The sequence below is a fragment of the Butyrivibrio sp. INlla16 genome (genome assembly GCF_900104155.1).
Lineage (GTDB): Bacteria > Bacillota > Clostridia > Lachnospirales > Lachnospiraceae > Butyrivibrio.
On the sequence record NZ_FMYB01000015.1, the window covers coordinates 1 to 17,024 of the forward strand.

12 protein-coding genes are annotated in these 17,024 nt (G+C 43.3%); 1 reads left to right on the forward strand and 11 read right to left on the reverse strand.

All coding sequences use genetic code 11. The annotated features are described in order from the left end of the window. On the forward strand, nucleotides 1-280 hold a 280-nt coding region (locus tag BLR42_RS08755; protein ID WP_139165127.1), incomplete at its 5' end, for a transposase. A gap of 32 nt (nucleotides 281-312) precedes the next feature. On the opposite strand, the gene BLR42_RS08760 is transcribed toward BLR42_RS08755, so the two are convergent. The 11 genes from BLR42_RS08760 to BLR42_RS08810 form a co-directional block, all read right to left on the reverse strand. Continuing rightward, complete coding sequence (locus BLR42_RS08760) at nucleotides 313-693, reverse strand: ABC transporter permease family protein (protein ID WP_242879283.1); 381 nt, start codon at nucleotides 691-693, stop codon at nucleotides 313-315. A 264-nt stretch (nucleotides 694-957) separates the two neighbouring features. Next, nucleotides 958-3,417, reverse strand: coding sequence for an ABC transporter substrate-binding protein (locus BLR42_RS08765; RefSeq protein ID WP_091868427.1), 2,460 nt, complete (start codon nucleotides 3,415-3,417; stop codon nucleotides 958-960). A gap of 71 nt (nucleotides 3,418-3,488) precedes the next feature. Further along, the gene (locus BLR42_RS08770; RefSeq protein WP_091868330.1) at nucleotides 3,489-4,049 is read right to left on the reverse strand and encodes a hypothetical protein; all 561 of its coding nucleotides are present in this window, start codon (nucleotides 4,047-4,049) and stop codon (nucleotides 3,489-3,491) included. Nucleotides 4,050-4,291: 242 nt separating this feature from the next. Continuing rightward, complete coding sequence (locus tag BLR42_RS22320; protein ID WP_139165130.1) at nucleotides 4,292-5,854, reverse strand: WecB/TagA/CpsF family glycosyltransferase; 1,563 nt, start codon at nucleotides 5,852-5,854, stop codon at nucleotides 4,292-4,294. A gap of 39 nt (nucleotides 5,855-5,893) precedes the next feature. Next, complete coding sequence (locus BLR42_RS08780) at nucleotides 5,894-7,174, reverse strand: DegT/DnrJ/EryC1/StrS family aminotransferase (protein ID WP_170832693.1); 1,281 nt, start codon at nucleotides 7,172-7,174, stop codon at nucleotides 5,894-5,896. 115 nt (nucleotides 7,175-7,289) lie between these two features. Next, entirely contained in the window at nucleotides 7,290-9,233 is a 1,944-nt protein-coding gene (locus BLR42_RS08785) for a polysaccharide biosynthesis protein (RefSeq protein WP_091868332.1), read from the reverse strand. Nucleotides 9,234-9,272: 39 nt separating this feature from the next. Beyond that, the gene (locus BLR42_RS08790) at nucleotides 9,273-11,963 is read right to left on the reverse strand and encodes an O-antigen ligase family protein (RefSeq protein ID WP_091868334.1); all 2,691 of its coding nucleotides are present in this window, start codon (nucleotides 11,961-11,963) and stop codon (nucleotides 9,273-9,275) included. After that, nucleotides 11,960-13,636, reverse strand: a complete 1,677-nt coding sequence (locus BLR42_RS08795) for a DUF6020 family protein (protein WP_091868336.1) — start codon at nucleotides 13,634-13,636, stop codon at nucleotides 11,960-11,962. Before BLR42_RS08795 ends, BLR42_RS08790 begins: the two co-directional genes overlap by 4 nt. Next, nucleotides 13,617-14,567 carry a glycosyltransferase family 2 protein gene (locus BLR42_RS08800; RefSeq protein ID WP_091820085.1) on the reverse strand — a complete coding sequence of 317 codons (951 nt, stop codon included), beginning with the start codon at nucleotides 14,565-14,567 and terminating at the stop codon, nucleotides 13,617-13,619. Before BLR42_RS08800 ends, BLR42_RS08795 begins: the two co-directional genes overlap by 20 nt. 19 nt (nucleotides 14,568-14,586) lie before the next feature. Further along, nucleotides 14,587-15,135 (reverse strand): GNAT family N-acetyltransferase, encoded by a 549-nt coding sequence (locus BLR42_RS08805; RefSeq protein ID WP_091868338.1) that lies wholly within the window; start codon nucleotides 15,133-15,135, stop codon nucleotides 14,587-14,589. Nucleotides 15,136-15,139: 4 nt separating this feature from the next. After that, on the reverse strand, nucleotides 15,140-17,005 hold the full coding sequence (locus BLR42_RS08810) for a hypothetical protein (protein WP_139165131.1): 1,866 nt from the start codon (nucleotides 17,003-17,005) through the stop codon (nucleotides 15,140-15,142). Nucleotides 17,006-17,024: the final 19 nt, after the last annotated feature.

Genomic DNA, 17,024 nt, shown 5'->3' on the forward strand with positions numbered 1-17,024 from the left:
AAGCGAACTTATCGCATGGGTCAAATGGGCAAGGCACTGTAGGATCCCGGTGTTTGTGGAGCTGCAGAGAAAGATCATGCGCCACAAGGATCATATCCTTAACACTATCGAGCTTGGTGTGACCAATGCCCGCATTGAGGCAACCAACAACAAGATAAAATTGCTTATCCGGAAGGCGTATGGATTCAGGGACGTAGACAGTATGATCGATATGGTTTTGCTATACTGTTCTGACCTGAAAATACCGTTACCAAATCGCAACCGTGTAAAGTACGCTTAAGCCGCATGGCATGAGGACTTCAGCGTATTTAACTAACCACACTCATGCCAGAAGAGCCTTATTATTTCCAAAATAAATGTTACAAGGCCAAGTGCAAATGAATACCAGATAACGCTGCCGAATTTCTGTAAAACAGGCTGATTCCAATACCAGGAATCACCGAAATCGAGTGTTATTGCCTTTGAAGCCCATTTAAAGTAGCCCTGGATTACCCCCGTGTCCAGACCGTACTGAGCATTTAACTGTTTAACCCATTCAGAGTAGCTTTTAGCTCCGGGCTTTGTTGATAAAGCCATAGCCTGCTGTTCAACGTATGATGTAGGCATACATCTCATGATAGTGTAAATAATCATAGATACGAAAAACAATAATACTACTGATATGAGTAGACGTTTAAGTATGAATTTCTTCATTGTTGCCTATACTCCTTCTAAATTTAAATATCTTCTACCTGAATAATTCTGAATATTACTCGGGGATTTATGTAATCTATGTAAAATTTCGCAGTGCGAAATATTTTTTTCGAACCCTATTATTTTATAGCATTTTGCTCAAAATGCAACCTTATATCAATTTAAAGCTGTAAAGTAAAAAAGTATAAAAGTACATAACATGTCCGTGGAAGCTAAAAAGCCCCCACGGACAAAGCCATACGTACTTATAATGTTAAATACGAATTACTTAGTCATAAGTCTCTCAATTCCGTTATGAGCACTTGTTGTTGCAAAGAAGTTGTAGTATGTTGTCTCGTCATGAAGCATATCTGAATTCTCAACATCAACACGCTCTGATGAGTAAATTGAGCAGTTCTGTCTCTGATAAATCGGGATTTCTACTGCATAATCTACTACATAATCAAGAGCTTCCTTGTAAATAGCCTTACGTACTGCCTGATCTGTTGTTGAACGACCTTCTACTACAAGCTCATCAAGCTCAGGCTGGTTAATCTTGTACATGTATGCAGAACCACCTTCTGAGTGATAGATCTGATACATATCAGGATCCATTGATCCGCCCCAAGCTGCGCACCAAATCTCAGCTGTGCCGCCTTCTGTTGCAGACCAAAGAACTGAAGAATCTGAAAGGTCATTGATGATAAGATCAAAGCCAATCTTTGCAAGGTCTTCCTTAGCTGCTGTAAGGATACCGAATGAAGGGTGATCACCCTTACCATCAGCAGGAATCATAGCCTCATATGAAAGCTTAGCACCCTCGGGAGCTGCTGTAAGCTTGCCATCAGAAACTGTGTAGCCAGCCTTCTCGAAGAATCCAAGTGCTGCCTGAAGAGCTGCATCATACTTCTCATCCTCGCTCATACCATCTGTATAGATAGGATTTCCATCAACATCTGTTGAGAAAGCTACCTTATAATCAGGATCTGAAGCCTGAGGAGCTGCCCAAGATGTGTTAGAAATAGGATAGTTGATAACATTAGCAGCATCGCCATAGTAAGAATCAACCACAACATCACGATGAACAGCAAGAACAGTTGCAATAGCCTTACGAAGTGCCTTAGACTCTTCGCTTCCGGCATCTGAACCAACCTTAACATTCTGAGAGTTCATTCCGATGTATCCATAACCATTATTATCTACAAGTGAAGTAGAAATCTTGTCACCTGTAAGCTCGCCGTTTGAGTTGTCACCAGCGATCTGCTCAAGTGTTGACTTATTTGCTGAGGGCTCTGCTACATCAAGTGTACCCTGAACAATTGCAGGCTCAGCATCAGACTGCTGAGTAACCTTCATCTGAACTTCCTTAATCTTGGGAGCGCCAAGATAGTAGTTCTCGTTAGCTGTGAAGTAAACAATCTTATTCTCGTATTTGTTGAATACATAAGGTCCTGCACCAAGAGGCTGAGTTGTCTTTGAACGTACAGCTGAAAGATCACCCTTTGTGAATCCGAAGCTATTGTTGTCATAATCATAAAGAGCCTTGTCACCATAGTAGTGAAGAGGACAGATTTCTACAGGAAGGCTATAGATAGCTGTTGCGTCAAGCTTATCCATATGTACAACCATTGAATAGTCGCCTGTCTTCTCGATACCTGTGATAGAAGGAGCAGAATCACCTGTCTCAATTGCATTCTTGTACTCATCTGAAAGCATATCAAGGATTCCGTCGCCAGCCTTCTCCTTGTCAGTAGCTGCCATAACGTCTCCGTCATAAGCTGCAACGATTTCATTCCAGAAATCATCTACTGTAGGAGCTGTGCCACCCTTAACATCGAATGTAGCACCTGAAGGAGCTGTAAGAACGCCGCCTTCTACTGTACCATAGCCCCAGTTTGCCATTGCATTGGCAATAGGATCCTTGGCAATATCTTCATCATCAGATACAGCACCGTTTGCTGTACAGTAATCTGCGATATCATTGATGAACTGTTCCTTAGCTGCAGGGAAATCTGTCTCCCAGAACTTCTTCTGCTGATCTTCTGTGAAGTATGTGAAGTCTGTGTTGTCCTCACCAGCCTTAACAAGAAGGTTGAAGAGTGTATCAGAACCTTTTCTGTAGTCTTCCATACCTGTAATAGGAAGTGCACTGAATGTAGCAGAACCATCATAGGAAGGATCAGCAACAACATACATAGAGAAAATTACATCATCAATAGTAAGAGGCTCACCATCTGAGAAGGTGATATCATCACGAAGTTCAAATGCATAATCTACTGTTCCATCTTCATTTTCAGTAATTACGCAATTTGCAGGTCCCTTGTACTCATAGCTGTTACCATTATATTCCTTTGTTTCTCCGTCGATACCATTCAGAATCATCTCTCCTAAACGATCAACAGTAAGAAGAGGAAGTGATGTCATCTGAGATACGTTATTGTCATATACTGAATTGCAGAAGAAAGGACTGAACTTCTCAGAAAACTCTGATTCTCCAATTACAAGTGGAGCTCCGCTTCCTGTGCTCTCTGTAGCTGTTTCGCCCTCTTCAGTAGATTCAGCAGCTGTAGCATCGCTATCACTGCTCTCCTCAGTAGAAGCATCTGCAGTAGACTCAGCTGTATCTGCAGATTCGGTTGTTGTGCTTGCTTCGCCGCCATTATTAGCATTGCCGCCGCAGCCAACTGCACTGACAACCATTGTTCCGGCAAGTCCTAATGCCAGAAATTTGCCTAACTTTTTCATGTTACCCTCCATTCCGGGGTTTACTCCCCCTGGTATTTATGTGCATCCACACTCGTGGCTGTCACCATTAGTTATTTACCGGATTCAACCGATATACCGGAAAACTTCCTATTGTAATATCTCGCAAAAAAGCACGCGAGAACAATCACCGGCACATGCAGAAACAGGTATATCAGTTCGCGGCCAATATCGTACTGCCCTCTCCTGATAATCAGATAAACAGCTTCGCATACAATGCTTAGAGCTGCCATCACAATCACAGCTATACCGCAAAAATGCATGCGTCCTATGCCCTTGTCATACTGCTGTCTCGTCATTCTCGGAGTAGCGCCCGCAAATTCCACAATTCCTATAAGGAAGAAAAGTACCGGCAAAAACTGAAAGAAATAAGGCAGCACCACCCACAATGTACGTGAAGAGGTCTGATTCACAAGGCCCTGTACCACAAGCGCAGCAAACATTCCCGCTCCGAAAAGCAGACATGGCAAATAGGTCTTTTTCTTTTCTGTTTCGTCGTAAGGAAGCACATAGATATCCCCTTTATAGAAGAATCTATCACGAAACCTCCCTTTTTTATCCATCTCGGGAACATGATCGTAATCGCCCTTGTACGGATTGTGCAGAATACTCATTACCCCAAAAATCCTGTTTCTGTATAAATATAATAAGCGCTCCCGCACTTACACCCTGCAAGTAGGAACGCCGTTGTTCTTAATGTAAGCATTACAATATTAATTATTTTAAATCATAACCGAGATTAAATTATATCAAATAGATGAAATAAGTCAAGCGCTCGCGCACTTTTGTCTTTGTGTGGCGGACACTCTGTTAAGGTAACGTGCTACCTTGGAAACGCGATGAAATCTACATTTTCTTATTTTCTCATAAAAATGGCTTTCCAAATAAACTTTATATTTGACTCGAAGTATCTCTTGAAAAGACGTTTTGGATCCTGGAACAATCTGTAGAGCCATTCCATACCGATCTTCCTGACCCACCTTGGTGCTCTTTTTATATTTCCTGCAAAAAAATTGAAACCGGCACCCACTCCGAGCATAACTCCATGTATCTTTCCTTCATGTGCCGCCATCCATTTTTCCTGCTTCGGAGCGCCGAGTCCTATCCATACAAGGTCTGCACCGGATGAATTGAGCATCTCCACAATCTCTTCATCCTCAGCTTCCGTGAGCTCTCTGAACGGCGGTGAATAGAAGCCTCTGATATCCATTCCCGGAAATCTCTCCGGAAGCTTTTCCTTTAAAAGCGCTATAGTCTCCTCGGATGAGCCATAAAAGAAATGCGACAGTTTTCCGTCCATAGTGGAGTTAAACATTGCCTCCATGAAATCCGGGCCCGCTATTCTCTCCGCTTTGACATATCCGGCTTTCTGAATTCTGTTTACTATAGGCTGTCCGTCAGGAAATGTCAGCGCCGAGGAGTTCTGTATTTTCATATAGTCTGCATTCTCGCTTGCTTCGACAGTAGTATGTACATTACAGAAACAGATATATTTTCCGAAGAAATCTCTGATGTGGCTTCGAACATACCTCACTGCGTTTTCTACATTGGATACAGCAAAATTGACACCCAGTACATTACATCTCTTTACCATAGCGGTATAGTAAGTCGCCTGATAATAGCCAAGCTCTCTTATAAGATTGCCTGTAATCCACTGCCCGTCCATGGACAATGCATAGTAAGTGTTAATACCGACGTTACCAAATCTTCTTACAAGATCATTTCTGACAAAATCTGCCAATTCCAATTTATCGGGAATACATATAAAGACATCACTGCATCCGGAATTTTGAACCGCATCAACCAGTTCTTCCCGTTTCTTTATGACCTCATCCTCATTGGAAAGTCTTACACCCTCCTCAGGATATGCCTCGTCAAGGGGATGTATGCCTTCCAGTGAAAACTCGAGCCCAAGTTCCTTTTCAAGATGAGCCCTTGCCGCATTAATATCTGGTGAATAGACAAGTGCGGCAATCTTTCTCCTGTGGAATTCAGGATTACCGCTTTTGATAAGAATTGCTCTATAGAGCATTCTGAATGTGAAAACAAAGACAAAATTGGTTATAACCAGAATACCCATTGCAAGTCGTGATACCAGCTGGGTATTCTTGGTAGCCATAAGAACTACCAGCAAGAAAACAAAAAGTATCACTTGGTTCTTAAAAAACTCAACAAAAACTTCAAGGGGATCGCAGTCCTCTATCGGCTTATAATCAAGGCTTCTTCCTCTGTAAACATTAACCAGTGTGGCAAACAGAATTTCCATGATGAACAGCATGGAATAGAGCGGTATCATCCACTCCCTCTTAAAATACCACTGAAAACGTAGAGTAATCATGACAATATAAGAAAGCGTAAGCGATACGCCATCAACAAACAATAATATTCTTCTTCTTTTATGTGAGCGTGACATGCTCATAGCAAACGACCCTCATTCCTTGATTATTCGGAGAATCTTTTATTTAAAACATCTGTGGATAATATCAATAACGATGTCCTGCTCCTCCTCAGTCATCTTGATATCCGAAGGAAGGCAGAGTCCCCTCTCAAAAATATCCATACTGATATCGGCGGCAGTTCCCTCATCAATATACGCATTACTGCGACCGCGAAGAATACCCTCCTCTGTCACAAAGATGTTGTTCCTGTAAATCGGCTGCATATGCATGGGTTTCCAGATAGGTCTTCCCTCAGCGTTAAAGCTTGCAATTGCATCCAAAATCTCTGTGGGACAAGATTTCCCGGCTTCGTGATTATAAAGAGCTTTTCTCTCAGACCTCACATGAGGGCACATGGCATCCTTATCAATAATCATGCAGCTAAGCCAATAGTTGGGCTCACAATTATCGGGAACAGGATTCATTGATATGGGAAGATCCTTAAGTCCCTCTTTGTATCTGTCATATACTTTTTTCTTTAAAGCGATATGCTCATCAAGATATGGGATCTGTCCCCTTACAACACCGGCAACAATATTGGACATTCGGTAGTTGTATCCAACCTCCTCATGCTGATACCAGGGAGCATCCTCTCTGGCCTGAGTGCTCAGCTTCCTTACCTTATGACAGTCGGCTTCGCTGTCCGTAAGCAGCATTCCGCCTGAGCTTCCGGTAATAATCTTATTTCCGTTAAAGGAAATAACGCTGTAATCTCCGAATTTTCCGGTCTGTTTGCCTTCATAGGTTGCGCCAAGTGATTCAGCGGCGTCCTCTATTATAAGAGCGCCGTGCCTGTCGGCAATCTCTCTGATCTCATTTATCTTGCCGGGCGTTCCGTACAAATAGGCAACCACTATCAGCTTAACATCAGGATATATCTCAAAGGCCTTCTCCAGAGCTTCGGGGCTCATGTTCCAGCTGTCATATTCCGTATCGATAAAAACCGCTTCTCCACCCTCGTAGGCGACAGGATTAACAGTTGCATCAAAAGTCATATCGGAGCAGAATACCTTATGCCCTGCCAGAGTTCCGACATTTGCGGGCTTTGGTCCGTAGAGCTTTTCACCGGCAAGTCTCATTGCAAGATGAAGCGCAGCAGTTCCGGAGCTCAGTCCTATTGCATACTTTCTTCCGACCTTCTCCTGAATCAGTCTCTCCGATTCATTGATGTTCTCGCCAATGGTTGATACCCAGTTGGCCTCTATTGCCGCATTTATCCACTTAAGCTCGTCTCCGTGCATAGTGGGAGATGAAAGCCATACTTTGTTTTCGAATCTTTTTATTCCTTCAAATCTGTCCATATATACCCTCATCCGTCAGCTTCGCTGACACCTGTCTCCGTTCCACTCCGGTCCGCGCTGAACCGACGTCCCCCGGACGTCGAGCGCCCCCAGGGGAAGGCTTTTTAATATCTAATCATTCCGTCTCATTAATGAGCTCCGCTGCACGTTCGAGCGCCTTCTGGTGCTCTACTGAGTGCGAATCTGCATTATCCTCCGGGTGATAGGTGGTTACTATCTTCTGAACAATCTCTCGTATCTCGTCGGCATGCTCAGCCTTGGACGCTCCGTTCAGCTCCTCAAGCTGTGAAAAGAACTTCATATCATCCATATTTATAGGCTTGCCGATATGTATCATTCTGTTCGCGGTATCCTGAAGACCCTCTTCGTCCATGAGCATCTCCTCATAAAGCTTCTCTCCGGGTCTAAGTCCCGTGAACTCAATCTTGATGTCCTCACCGACCTTATATCCCGAAAGCTTAATAAGGTTTTCTGCCAGGTCAAGAATTCTCACAGGTTCACCCATATCGAGGACAAATATCTCTCCGCCCTTTGCATAGGCTCCTGCCTGCATTACGAGGCTGACAGCCTCCGGTATAGTCATGAAATATCTGATAATATTGGGGTCCGTAACTGTTACGGGTCCTCCTGCCATAATCTGCTTTTTGAAAAGCGGAATAACCGAACCGTTGGAGCCAAGCACGTTACCGAATCTGACTGCAACAAACTCCGTATCATAGTGCTTGTTGAAGGTCTGGACTATCATCTCACAGATTCTCTTGCTGGCACCCATGATATTGGTCGGATTTACAGCCTTATCCGTGGAGATCATGACAAACTTCTGACATCCGTTCATAGCGGCTGCCATCGCTGTCTTAAAGGTTCCGAATACGTTATTTTTAATTGCCTCGTTCGGGCTGTCTTCCATAAGCGGTACATGCTTATGAGCCGCAGCATGGTACACGATCTGAGGCTTGTACTCCTCAAAAATCCTGTTGATTCTGTTTGTGTTACGCACAGAAGCAATAAGGACCACAAGGTCAAGCTCCGGGTGGTTCCTCTTAAGTTCCTGCTGGATATCATAGGCATTGTTTTCGTAAATATCTACGATCACAAGTCTCTCGGGTTTGTGATTTGCGATCTGTCTGCAGAGCTCCGATCCGATGGATCCGCCGCCACCTGTAACAAGTACGGTCTTGCCGCTCACATAGCCTGCAATCTGATTAAGGTCAACCGCAATTGGATCTCTTCCGAGAAGATCCTCAACCTCAACCTCACGAAGCTTACTAACATTAACTTCGCCGTTAACCAGCTGATATACACCGGGAAGTGAACGAAGCTTACAGTTTGTCTCCTTACACAGATCGAGAAGTTTTCTCATCTCACTTCTTGAAAGTGAAGGTATAGCTACTATAATCTCATCAATATCATATAGATCGGCACATTCGAGGATCTTATCTCTGCCACCGACTACACGGATTCCCTGAATATAATGTCCCCACTTGCTTCTGTCGTCATCGATGATACATCTGATAACCATGGTGGAGAAATTGCTGTTTACAATCTCTTTGATAATTATATTTCCGGACTCACCGGCACCTATCACCATTACAGAGATAGTGTTTTTCCTGTTCTCGGTCTTATGCTTTACGCTCCTGAAAAACCTGTAGCTGAATCTGCTTACAAAAATAAGTGTGATCAGAATAAAGGTGTACAGAAAGTAATAGCTCTGCGGAACAGGCTGTCTCCCGACTCTGAAAAACTGAAGGCCGACGGCATTCATAACACCGGAAGCCACACATGCCATAACCAGATTCTGAAGTTCTGTCTCCCCCGCATATGCCCACAAGCTGTTATATAGTCTGAAAAAATAGAAAAACAACAGCGAGAGCACAACATTGATGATAAGAAAGTTCGAAACCGGTTCCATAAATTCATACGGAACAAGATCAATATTGAACTCATATCTCATCAGGAGTGCAAGGTAACTGGCAATTATGATACTGAGAATATCATAGAGGATCAGACCCGTTCTTCTATAAAATTTTGCAAAATTAAATGGTTTCTTTTCCTGTTTCATATCATTTTATAATATCATAAATCGATTTTTTATCATACCTTAGGCAGATTTTCTGTTCTTAAAAGCAATTGGCATAAGCGCCATCAAAAGAGCTACAGCCATGGGATTACTGAACTGGAACACCCACTCTGACAGAGCTGCCACACCCACTCCAACTATCATTGCAAAGGCAAACAATGCTCCGGGTGCGTCATCCCTATTCTTTAAATAGAATATAATCCCGCTGAAAAATGCGCAAACAAACATAAGGAAGAATACGATTCCCGCCAAAATTCCGTTATCATACATCACCTGAAGGTACGTATTATGTGCATGAACCGCTATCTCTCCGGATGGAAGTTCAGCTCCCATCTCATCATGTCCAAAAGGCGTCATCTGCTTAAGATATGCCTTAAAAATAGTTATCCTTCCGTTGGAAAATTCCTCAATTCCGTCCTCCGGTGTTCCGCTGTTTTCTTCAGCGTTCTCCTCCTGAACTTCGTCAGTATTCTCTCCACTGTCTGCGGACGCCATAGCTTCCGCTGCAGCTGCCTCTGCTTCCATTCTGGCAAAGAGCTCATTTCCTCCGGTCTCCATCAGGTATTCCTTTATCTCAGGATCGGTCTGCTTGGAAGCAACTATCTCCGGAAGTGTATACATCATCCTGTCTGACTGATCTTCAGTAAGCGGAACTCCGTTTTCACCTATAGTTGACTTTCCTTTGCTATTGTAGTTCTCGATATCCTCCGGATAATTGTAATCCATCACATCTATATTCAGTATCTTTTCAGCGAAAAGATCCACAAATCTCTCGATACTCATATAGAGATGGCTGTCCGGCTGTCCGCCTCCGTAAAGTCCGAAATTGCCGGTTTCAACCAGGAATTTTTTCGGTCTTGCCACAATTGCCGGCATAGTTCTCTGTAGCATAAATGCTGCCGGAAAACTCAGTATTACCGCAAGTGCCATGGTTCCTATCTGAATCCCCAGATAGCGAAGCTTACCCTTTTTGCAGTCACCCGATGTGAGCACAAACATGCAGATAAACATCACAAGGCATGCAAGGTAGGATGTTCTGGAAATTGTAAACATCATGTAGGATGTCACAAAACCAAATAAAATGAATTCCTTCCAGAGATATTTAATTCTTGCCGCGAAGGACGTCATTTCTCTGGTCAGATATATCTTATACAGAAGAAGCACAGCAGAAGCGCATTCCATCACAGTCATATACTCTGCGGTTATGGTTACCGTATGAAAAACGAAAGCATATCTTCCTGTATTGAATGCCGCAAAGCTTCTATACATCCAGCAATAAAGCATGGAAACTACAAAATTCAGAAGAAGTCCGCCTATGATAAGCTCCGAATACTCCTTAAATCCGTATAACCAGTAACTGAGCATAAGGCCTATGGCAAAAGCTGCAAGTGCAACTCCCCACCATCTTGTATTCCTGAATACTACCAATACTGCAAAAAGCACCAGAAGAACTATTCCGAAAATACTGATCTTATATTGGGATATCGCTTTTTTCTCAGCCTTCTCATGTACTCTGTGATAGAGTTCTACTGTAAAATTCAGCAATATGAAGCCTGCAAGTATAACCACAATAACCCCATAAGTCATTGCAGCATTATGAAGGTCATACTCCTTCTCTGTCTCCGGGAGAAGATGCATGATTCTGTAGATCACTCCGAGCACAATCGCCGCTGCGCAATAGTAGACATTATGTTCCTTGAATATCCTATCCGCAGGAAATAGAAGACACAGGAAAATCAGGAGACAGACCATCTCCTTTCTCTCTGCCAGAGTCTGATAAATAGTATAAAGAGCATTCATGTACTCACAGCAAAACCATATCGCAGCTGCGATTGCAGACATCTGAAGAATGTTTTTGACATTATGCCAGAGCTTTACGTCAAGAGTTGCATCGCTTTCATGGTTTATCGCATAGAATACAAATCCTGCAGCAATTATCACCCCTAACTCAAGGAAAAGATTTTCAACAGGCCTGATGTCAAAATATTTCATCGGCCAGATCAGTATCATCATCGCAAGAGTCATTACGGCAGCGATGGGATTGCCGACATATTTAATAACTTTATGAGCAGAAATAAGCGGATCTTCCTTATCCGCAAAGATCAGTTTTTGCAAACCTAACAGCGCAGCAGCAAGAAGAATAACCACAAGTATGATAAAGCCTGAAACCTTCTTGGAAAGAGGCTGGGTGTAATTATACTTTGCCGCAAGCTGAACGCCTTCAACACCGGTATCATGATATGCAAAGGATACGAAATAGGGTGATGTATCCTCGCCGGCATGCTCATAGGCTACATAATAGGTGGAAAAGGCTCCGTTAAGTATCATGGTGTAGGTCTCACCGACATTGAGGTCAAGCCCCACTCTCACATTAAGATACCCCGGAAGTTCGGAATCCCTCAGATACACAAACCTCTGGTAGACTTCCTCCATATTTTCGTTATAGAATACCAGGCTCATATAATTGCCTAGCTCGACACTGTCAACATATATGTCTATTGATTCAAGCCTGTCATACTGAGCAATAAATTTCTGAACCACATCGTGATAATCATTTACTCTGTCCGAAGTCTGGACAATATCCCCGCCGCCCCTCTCGGTAATGGTTCTTTGCCATATTCTGAGCGGGAACACGGAAACAATTGCCAAAAAAGCAAATATAAGAATTACAGCTCTTATAGCTGCAGATCTGTAAACAACTTTTCTTCTCATAAATCCTCCACTGCATCATTATTATGCAGTAAAACAGTATATATCAGAATCGGAACCGCATACCACAAATAAACTGTATATCTCACAAGGTAAGTCGGCCCAAGCAGTATCGTCATCCATACAAGTCCCAGGAGTATCCAGGGATACATTCCAGCTTCTCTCCTTATCACGGCAGCTGTCATCATAAGATACAAAAATACCCAGAAATAAGCAGCCGGCGAAAACAAAAGTGAAAGGACCGGTATATTCTGCTGGAATTTCTCTATTGAAAGCTTTCTGTAAAAAGCATCTATAAACGGAATCGCACTGTGTCTTTTTCCCGGAAGTTCAACCTCATATCCGAAATAGGAACTGTCCTCATAGGTAAACGTAAACACCGTATTTCCCTGATAAACATTGATAACCGCGCCGGGGTACCAGTAGCCGTAAGAGGTCAGAAACCACCCGTTCAGATAGCTCATGGGATTCTCTATTCCCTTCTTTGCCCAGAGCTTCCAGAAAGAGGCCTTATCCTCCTCATAGGTTTTGTTATCAAAATACATTTTTAATATATCCGAGATTCTGGGTGTGTAGTGTGAAAGAGCCTCCTCGCTCAGATATTTATGTAAGGTCTCCTTCTCCTCCCCGGAAAAATTCTCCGGGTTGTAGTAATAAACTCTCGAAATCTGCTGTATCGGCACAGTAAGCATCTCCTGATGCTCACCCGTCTCGGCAGAGAGCACTGCTCCAATAGCTGTGTTTATGCAAAAATATATGATCACCGGAGCTATAAGAAAAGTTACTCTATGGAACCGATCTTTTTCTCTCATTATCTTTGCCGATATCATCACAACAAGAGCAAAGACAATATAAGCATAAAATCCGTTGTGCCTAAAAAGCATCATCAGCACTGCAGACACAATGATTTCCCAGGCTTTCTTCTTTTTCTCTCCGCGCCCCGTAAGCTCTTCCCACTCCAGCATCAGAACAATCGTCATCACAAGAAATGACGAGAATAGCCCGTCCTTACAAGAACACAGGGTGTACATGACAATTGTGGGAAAAAGTCCGAAAAAAGCTCCTATTATTCTTCTGGCCTTTACTCCTGCCCCGTGTTTTTTGAGGAAATTCAAATAATACGTAAATATATGTGTCATCAGAAGCATCTGACAGAGAATGTAGAAGAATATTCCCGCATTATAGTTTCCCGTAAACTTATGGAAAAATGCCACACTTCCGCCAAGAAGAAGCACATGTAAAAGCGGATGATGAGTATTGAAGCTCCTGCTTAAAACCTCGATAACCTCTGTCTGAGCATCATAGACAAAAAATCCGGGGAAAACTCCGAGTAGCACCACAAAATTGCAGGCCGCCAGCATCATCCACACCTTGAAGAACTCTTCTCCGGTATAGCCGCGCCTACGCGCCGCCTGCAGCATAGTCCTCGCCCCGGTAATTACCGTTATGCCACCCGTTTCCTTATTTTTTCCCGCCTCAAGCCTGCACCAGCTGTACTTAACCGCAGCCGCAATCACTGCTGACAGAAGGAGAAAAATAAGCAGCATCCCGATATTGCCTATATCTATATGATCCGATGTCTCAAGTTGGTATCCCCAAACCAGAGACAGGGACATGCCTACACCAAATAAGACCGGCATCAGCCAGGTCTTATTCTTACTCTTCTGATTTCTCATGCGAAACCTCATCCCGGATAACGTATTGAGGATTGTTATTCTGGGATATATAGATTCTGCCTATATACTCTCCAGCCATTCCCACCATAAGCATGAGCATTCCGCACATGAAAGTTATCGCCGACATAAGTGCCGAAAAGCCCACAGCCGGCAGATCCGGGTACATAATCTTTTTAATCACGGTATATATTCCATACAAAAATCCGATAGCTGCAAATATACCGCCCATCAACGTTCCAATACGAAGCGGCTTAATACTGAACGCAGTGAAGCCGTTTATCCACAAACCCATGAGCTTGGAAAAAGTATAGCCGCTTTCGCCTACTTCCCTTGCTCTGTGGGTAACATCAACATTAACGATATTTCTGGTGGTTCGAAGGACCAGTCCTATGACATACGGATAAGAGCTTTTATACTTGATCATCTCATCCACCACAAATCTTCTGACCGCAAAATAGCTCGACACATGAAGATCCTTGGGCTTACCCAACATAACATTAGCCATCCACTCATTCATGGCCGTGCCGAAATTCCTGAAAAAGTTGTGCTTTTTATGAGCATATCTTGCATAGACAACATCTGCCCCCTTCTCAATCTGATATAGGAGCTTACCAACCTCATCCGCGGGAGTCTGTCCGTCGTCATCAAGGCATACCACAATATCACCCTTGGACGCATTAAGACCCGCCATTATAGCTGCATGCTGTCCAAAATTCTTAGCAAGATTGAAGGCCTTGATCTCCTCATGCTCCTTTACAAGCTCACAGATTTTCCCCCAGGTGTTATCGGGAGAACAATCATTCACAAGAATGATTTCGTAGCTGTAAAGAACCAGCATGTCCATAGCGCCTTCAATTTCATTTATTACGTCTTCAATTGTCTGTTCCGAGCGATAGCAGGGAATCACAAAACTCACTAATTTATTTCGCATATCGTTATTTTACACCATTTCACAGTATCTTTTCCATCAGTATCATGTCCCCGGTCTCACCATCGGAGCACAGCACCTTCGGCAGATCCTCTGTCTTTACAAACCCTGCATGTTCATAGCTTTTAAGTGCAGAGATATTATCCGCAAAAACCCTGAGTATAAGCCTCTTCAGGCCAAGCTTTGATGCTGCATACCTGCACATGAGCTCGGCCGCTTCATTACCGTATCCATGACCTATAGCATCGTCCTCACCGATGAAAATTCCGTACTCGGCGGTTTTCTCCGTCATATCTATATCTCTTAAATATACGCTTCCCACCGGTCTTTCCGCATTGTCACCGGTACCTTCACCATCTGCCGCATCATCCTTTGGACAAATGATAAGCTGTACCACTTCTCCGGTCTCCACCTTGGTCTTCATCCAGTTGTTGTGGATCTCATCAGTGAAAACCTCTCTGTATATAAAATTGTTCCTAACCCTCGGATTGTTTCTCCACTTCACAACCATGGGCGTATCGTCATAGGTTATCTCCCGCAGATAAACCTTATCACCTTCTATTACCTTCATACTCTTAGTTCACTTTCCAAATTATAAACTCCCCGGCGACTTCATCAACCTTTTCCGCCTCTACCGTTTTTCCCGCATCCGCGTAGTATTCCTTCATCCATTCAAGGTCCGTATCCTTATCCGTTATCACGAAGGCTTTATCATCAAAAATCGCATTCCCCATGTTCTCGCTAAGCCCAAAGGCACGAAGCTTTTCCTTCTCAATGGGGCTCTTGGATGCCCAGCCTCCCATCAGCGTAACATTGCTGACAGCATTGCTTTCTCCAAACATCTTCTGAGAATAGGTATACCCGGTATCCTCGTAGGCAACCGAAGTATAGACATCCATAAAATAAAAGTTATCACTGTTCATACTGCAGTAATCATAAAGCTCTTCGTAGGCTTTGTTATATTCTGCTCTTCCCTCACACTCCGCCTCGGTTACGGCCAGAGACGGTCCCATAAACCTGAAACACATTGAAGCAAATGCCACAAGACAGAAGCCCGCAAAAATATGAAGAACCTCGGTCATATAGAGCCTTGGCATATCGCTCTCACTGTCCCTTTCGCGGATAGGTCCTGTCACGACTCTCCTTAGCATTTCTTCCGCAAGCACCACAAGTACTGTAATTTCTATGAGATATAGTGAATGAGTTATCCTTATCGGATCCCTGCCTCTGACCAGAATATAAAGCCATATCAGGGTTCTTCCGGCAAATAACAGCGCAGGTCTCCAGGCTGCGAAAAGCAGTCTGCTCACGGTCTTTTTATGCCTTTTGCTCTCGTATAAAAGCAGCATGACATAGGTGACAAGATACATGATCCACGTCACTATATTCCAGGGAGAATCTGTCATAGGATATTCAAAACCCGCCGGTTTTGCCACACTTCTTAGTCTGTACAAATATGGTGAAATACATCCTGCCAGTCTGTAGAAAACAGATTTCTCATTATATAGCTTTTTCCCATAGGCGGCAATTTCCGCCATCTTTTCCGCATCTATTGCATCATCCAGGCCGAAATTGTAATTGACCAAAAGCTCATACTCACTTTCCTTAAGGCCGATGCTGTCATAGAAATCCTTGTTCTCATCATAAGAAGGTATCTGATAAAAATCGTATACCTCGGTTCTGCTGTCAAAAAATGAATTAAACTCTCTCCAATCCTTTGAGGAATATCCTGCAAAATGAAGGAGTTCGCATATTATCAGCCCCGCTGCAATTGCTATCACAGGCAGAGCATTTTTCTTTAAACCATTTTCCCTAAAAAATCCGTCATCCTCAAATCTGTAAAAGATAACAAGAAGTACAAACGGAAGCATCAACAATGTCATCTCTGACCTTGTAAGAAATGCCAGTATGATAAAACCTGTCGCCGCTATATCCTTCCTCTCAAAGAATAAAACTGCTGCCGCACTGCACATCATTGCTACCACAAAGGTGTACTGAACAATAACAAAATGTCCTCCTACAACAGTAAGGAAAACGGCCATAACCACTAAAATGCATATTATGCGCATCGCTGTCGCCGCTATCTTCGGCGCCTTATGTCCTACCTTGTCTACAAGGATATCCGAAATAACTCCCGCGAAGGATCTGACAAGCACAAACAAGCTCACATATTGACAAAGCAAAAGATATATCCCGTAGTAGTCAATTTTCCCGAACACCTTGTAAACAAGGCTTATCAGGAAGCTTATCGGATAGAGCATCTGGATATTGTGTCCCTCAGGTGTACCCGTGAAAACTCCCGCGAGAATATCCTTCATCAGGACATCATCGTTTAAGTCAAACCAGTAAGAGTACAAAAGTCCCATAACAACTGCAAAAGCAATTGTTATGAGACCTGTAATTATAGAATTGGCTGATGGGAAGCTCTTTTTATTTTCCATGTCACTCATTTTCTACATT

Excerpts from the sequence above, each read along its gene's own strand:
- BLR42_RS08810 (WP_139165131.1), bottom strand. The coding sequence starts at position 17,005 with ATGGAAAATAAAAAGAGCTTCCCATCAGCCAATTCTATAATTACAGGT.
- BLR42_RS08780 (WP_170832693.1), bottom strand. The coding sequence starts at position 7,174 with ATGGACAGATTTGAAGGAATAAAAAGATTCGAAAACAAAGTATGGCTT.
- BLR42_RS08795 (WP_091868336.1), bottom strand. The coding sequence starts at position 13,636 with ATGAGAAATCAGAAGAGTAAGAATAAGACCTGGCTGATGCCGGTCTTA.
- BLR42_RS08800 (WP_091820085.1), bottom strand. The coding sequence starts at position 14,567 with ATGCGAAATAAATTAGTGAGTTTTGTGATTCCCTGCTATCGCTCGGAA.
- BLR42_RS08790 (WP_091868334.1), bottom strand. The coding sequence starts at position 11,963 with ATGAGAAGAAAAGTTGTTTACAGATCTGCAGCTATAAGAGCTGTAATT.
- BLR42_RS08805 (WP_091868338.1), bottom strand. The coding sequence starts at position 15,135 with ATGAAGGTAATAGAAGGTGATAAGGTTTATCTGCGGGAGATAACCTAT.
- BLR42_RS08785 (WP_091868332.1), bottom strand. The coding sequence starts at position 9,233 with ATGAAACAGGAAAAGAAACCATTTAATTTTGCAAAATTTTATAGAAGA.
- BLR42_RS08765 (WP_091868427.1), bottom strand. The coding sequence starts at position 3,417 with ATGAAAAAGTTAGGCAAATTTCTGGCATTAGGACTTGCCGGAACAATG.
- BLR42_RS08760 (WP_242879283.1), bottom strand. The coding sequence starts at position 693 with ATGAAGAAATTCATACTTAAACGTCTACTCATATCAGTAGTATTATTG.
- BLR42_RS22320 (WP_139165130.1), bottom strand. The coding sequence starts at position 5,854 with ATGAGCATGTCACGCTCACATAAAAGAAGAAGAATATTATTGTTTGTT.
- BLR42_RS08770 (WP_091868330.1), bottom strand. The coding sequence starts at position 4,049 with ATGAGTATTCTGCACAATCCGTACAAGGGCGATTACGATCATGTTCCC.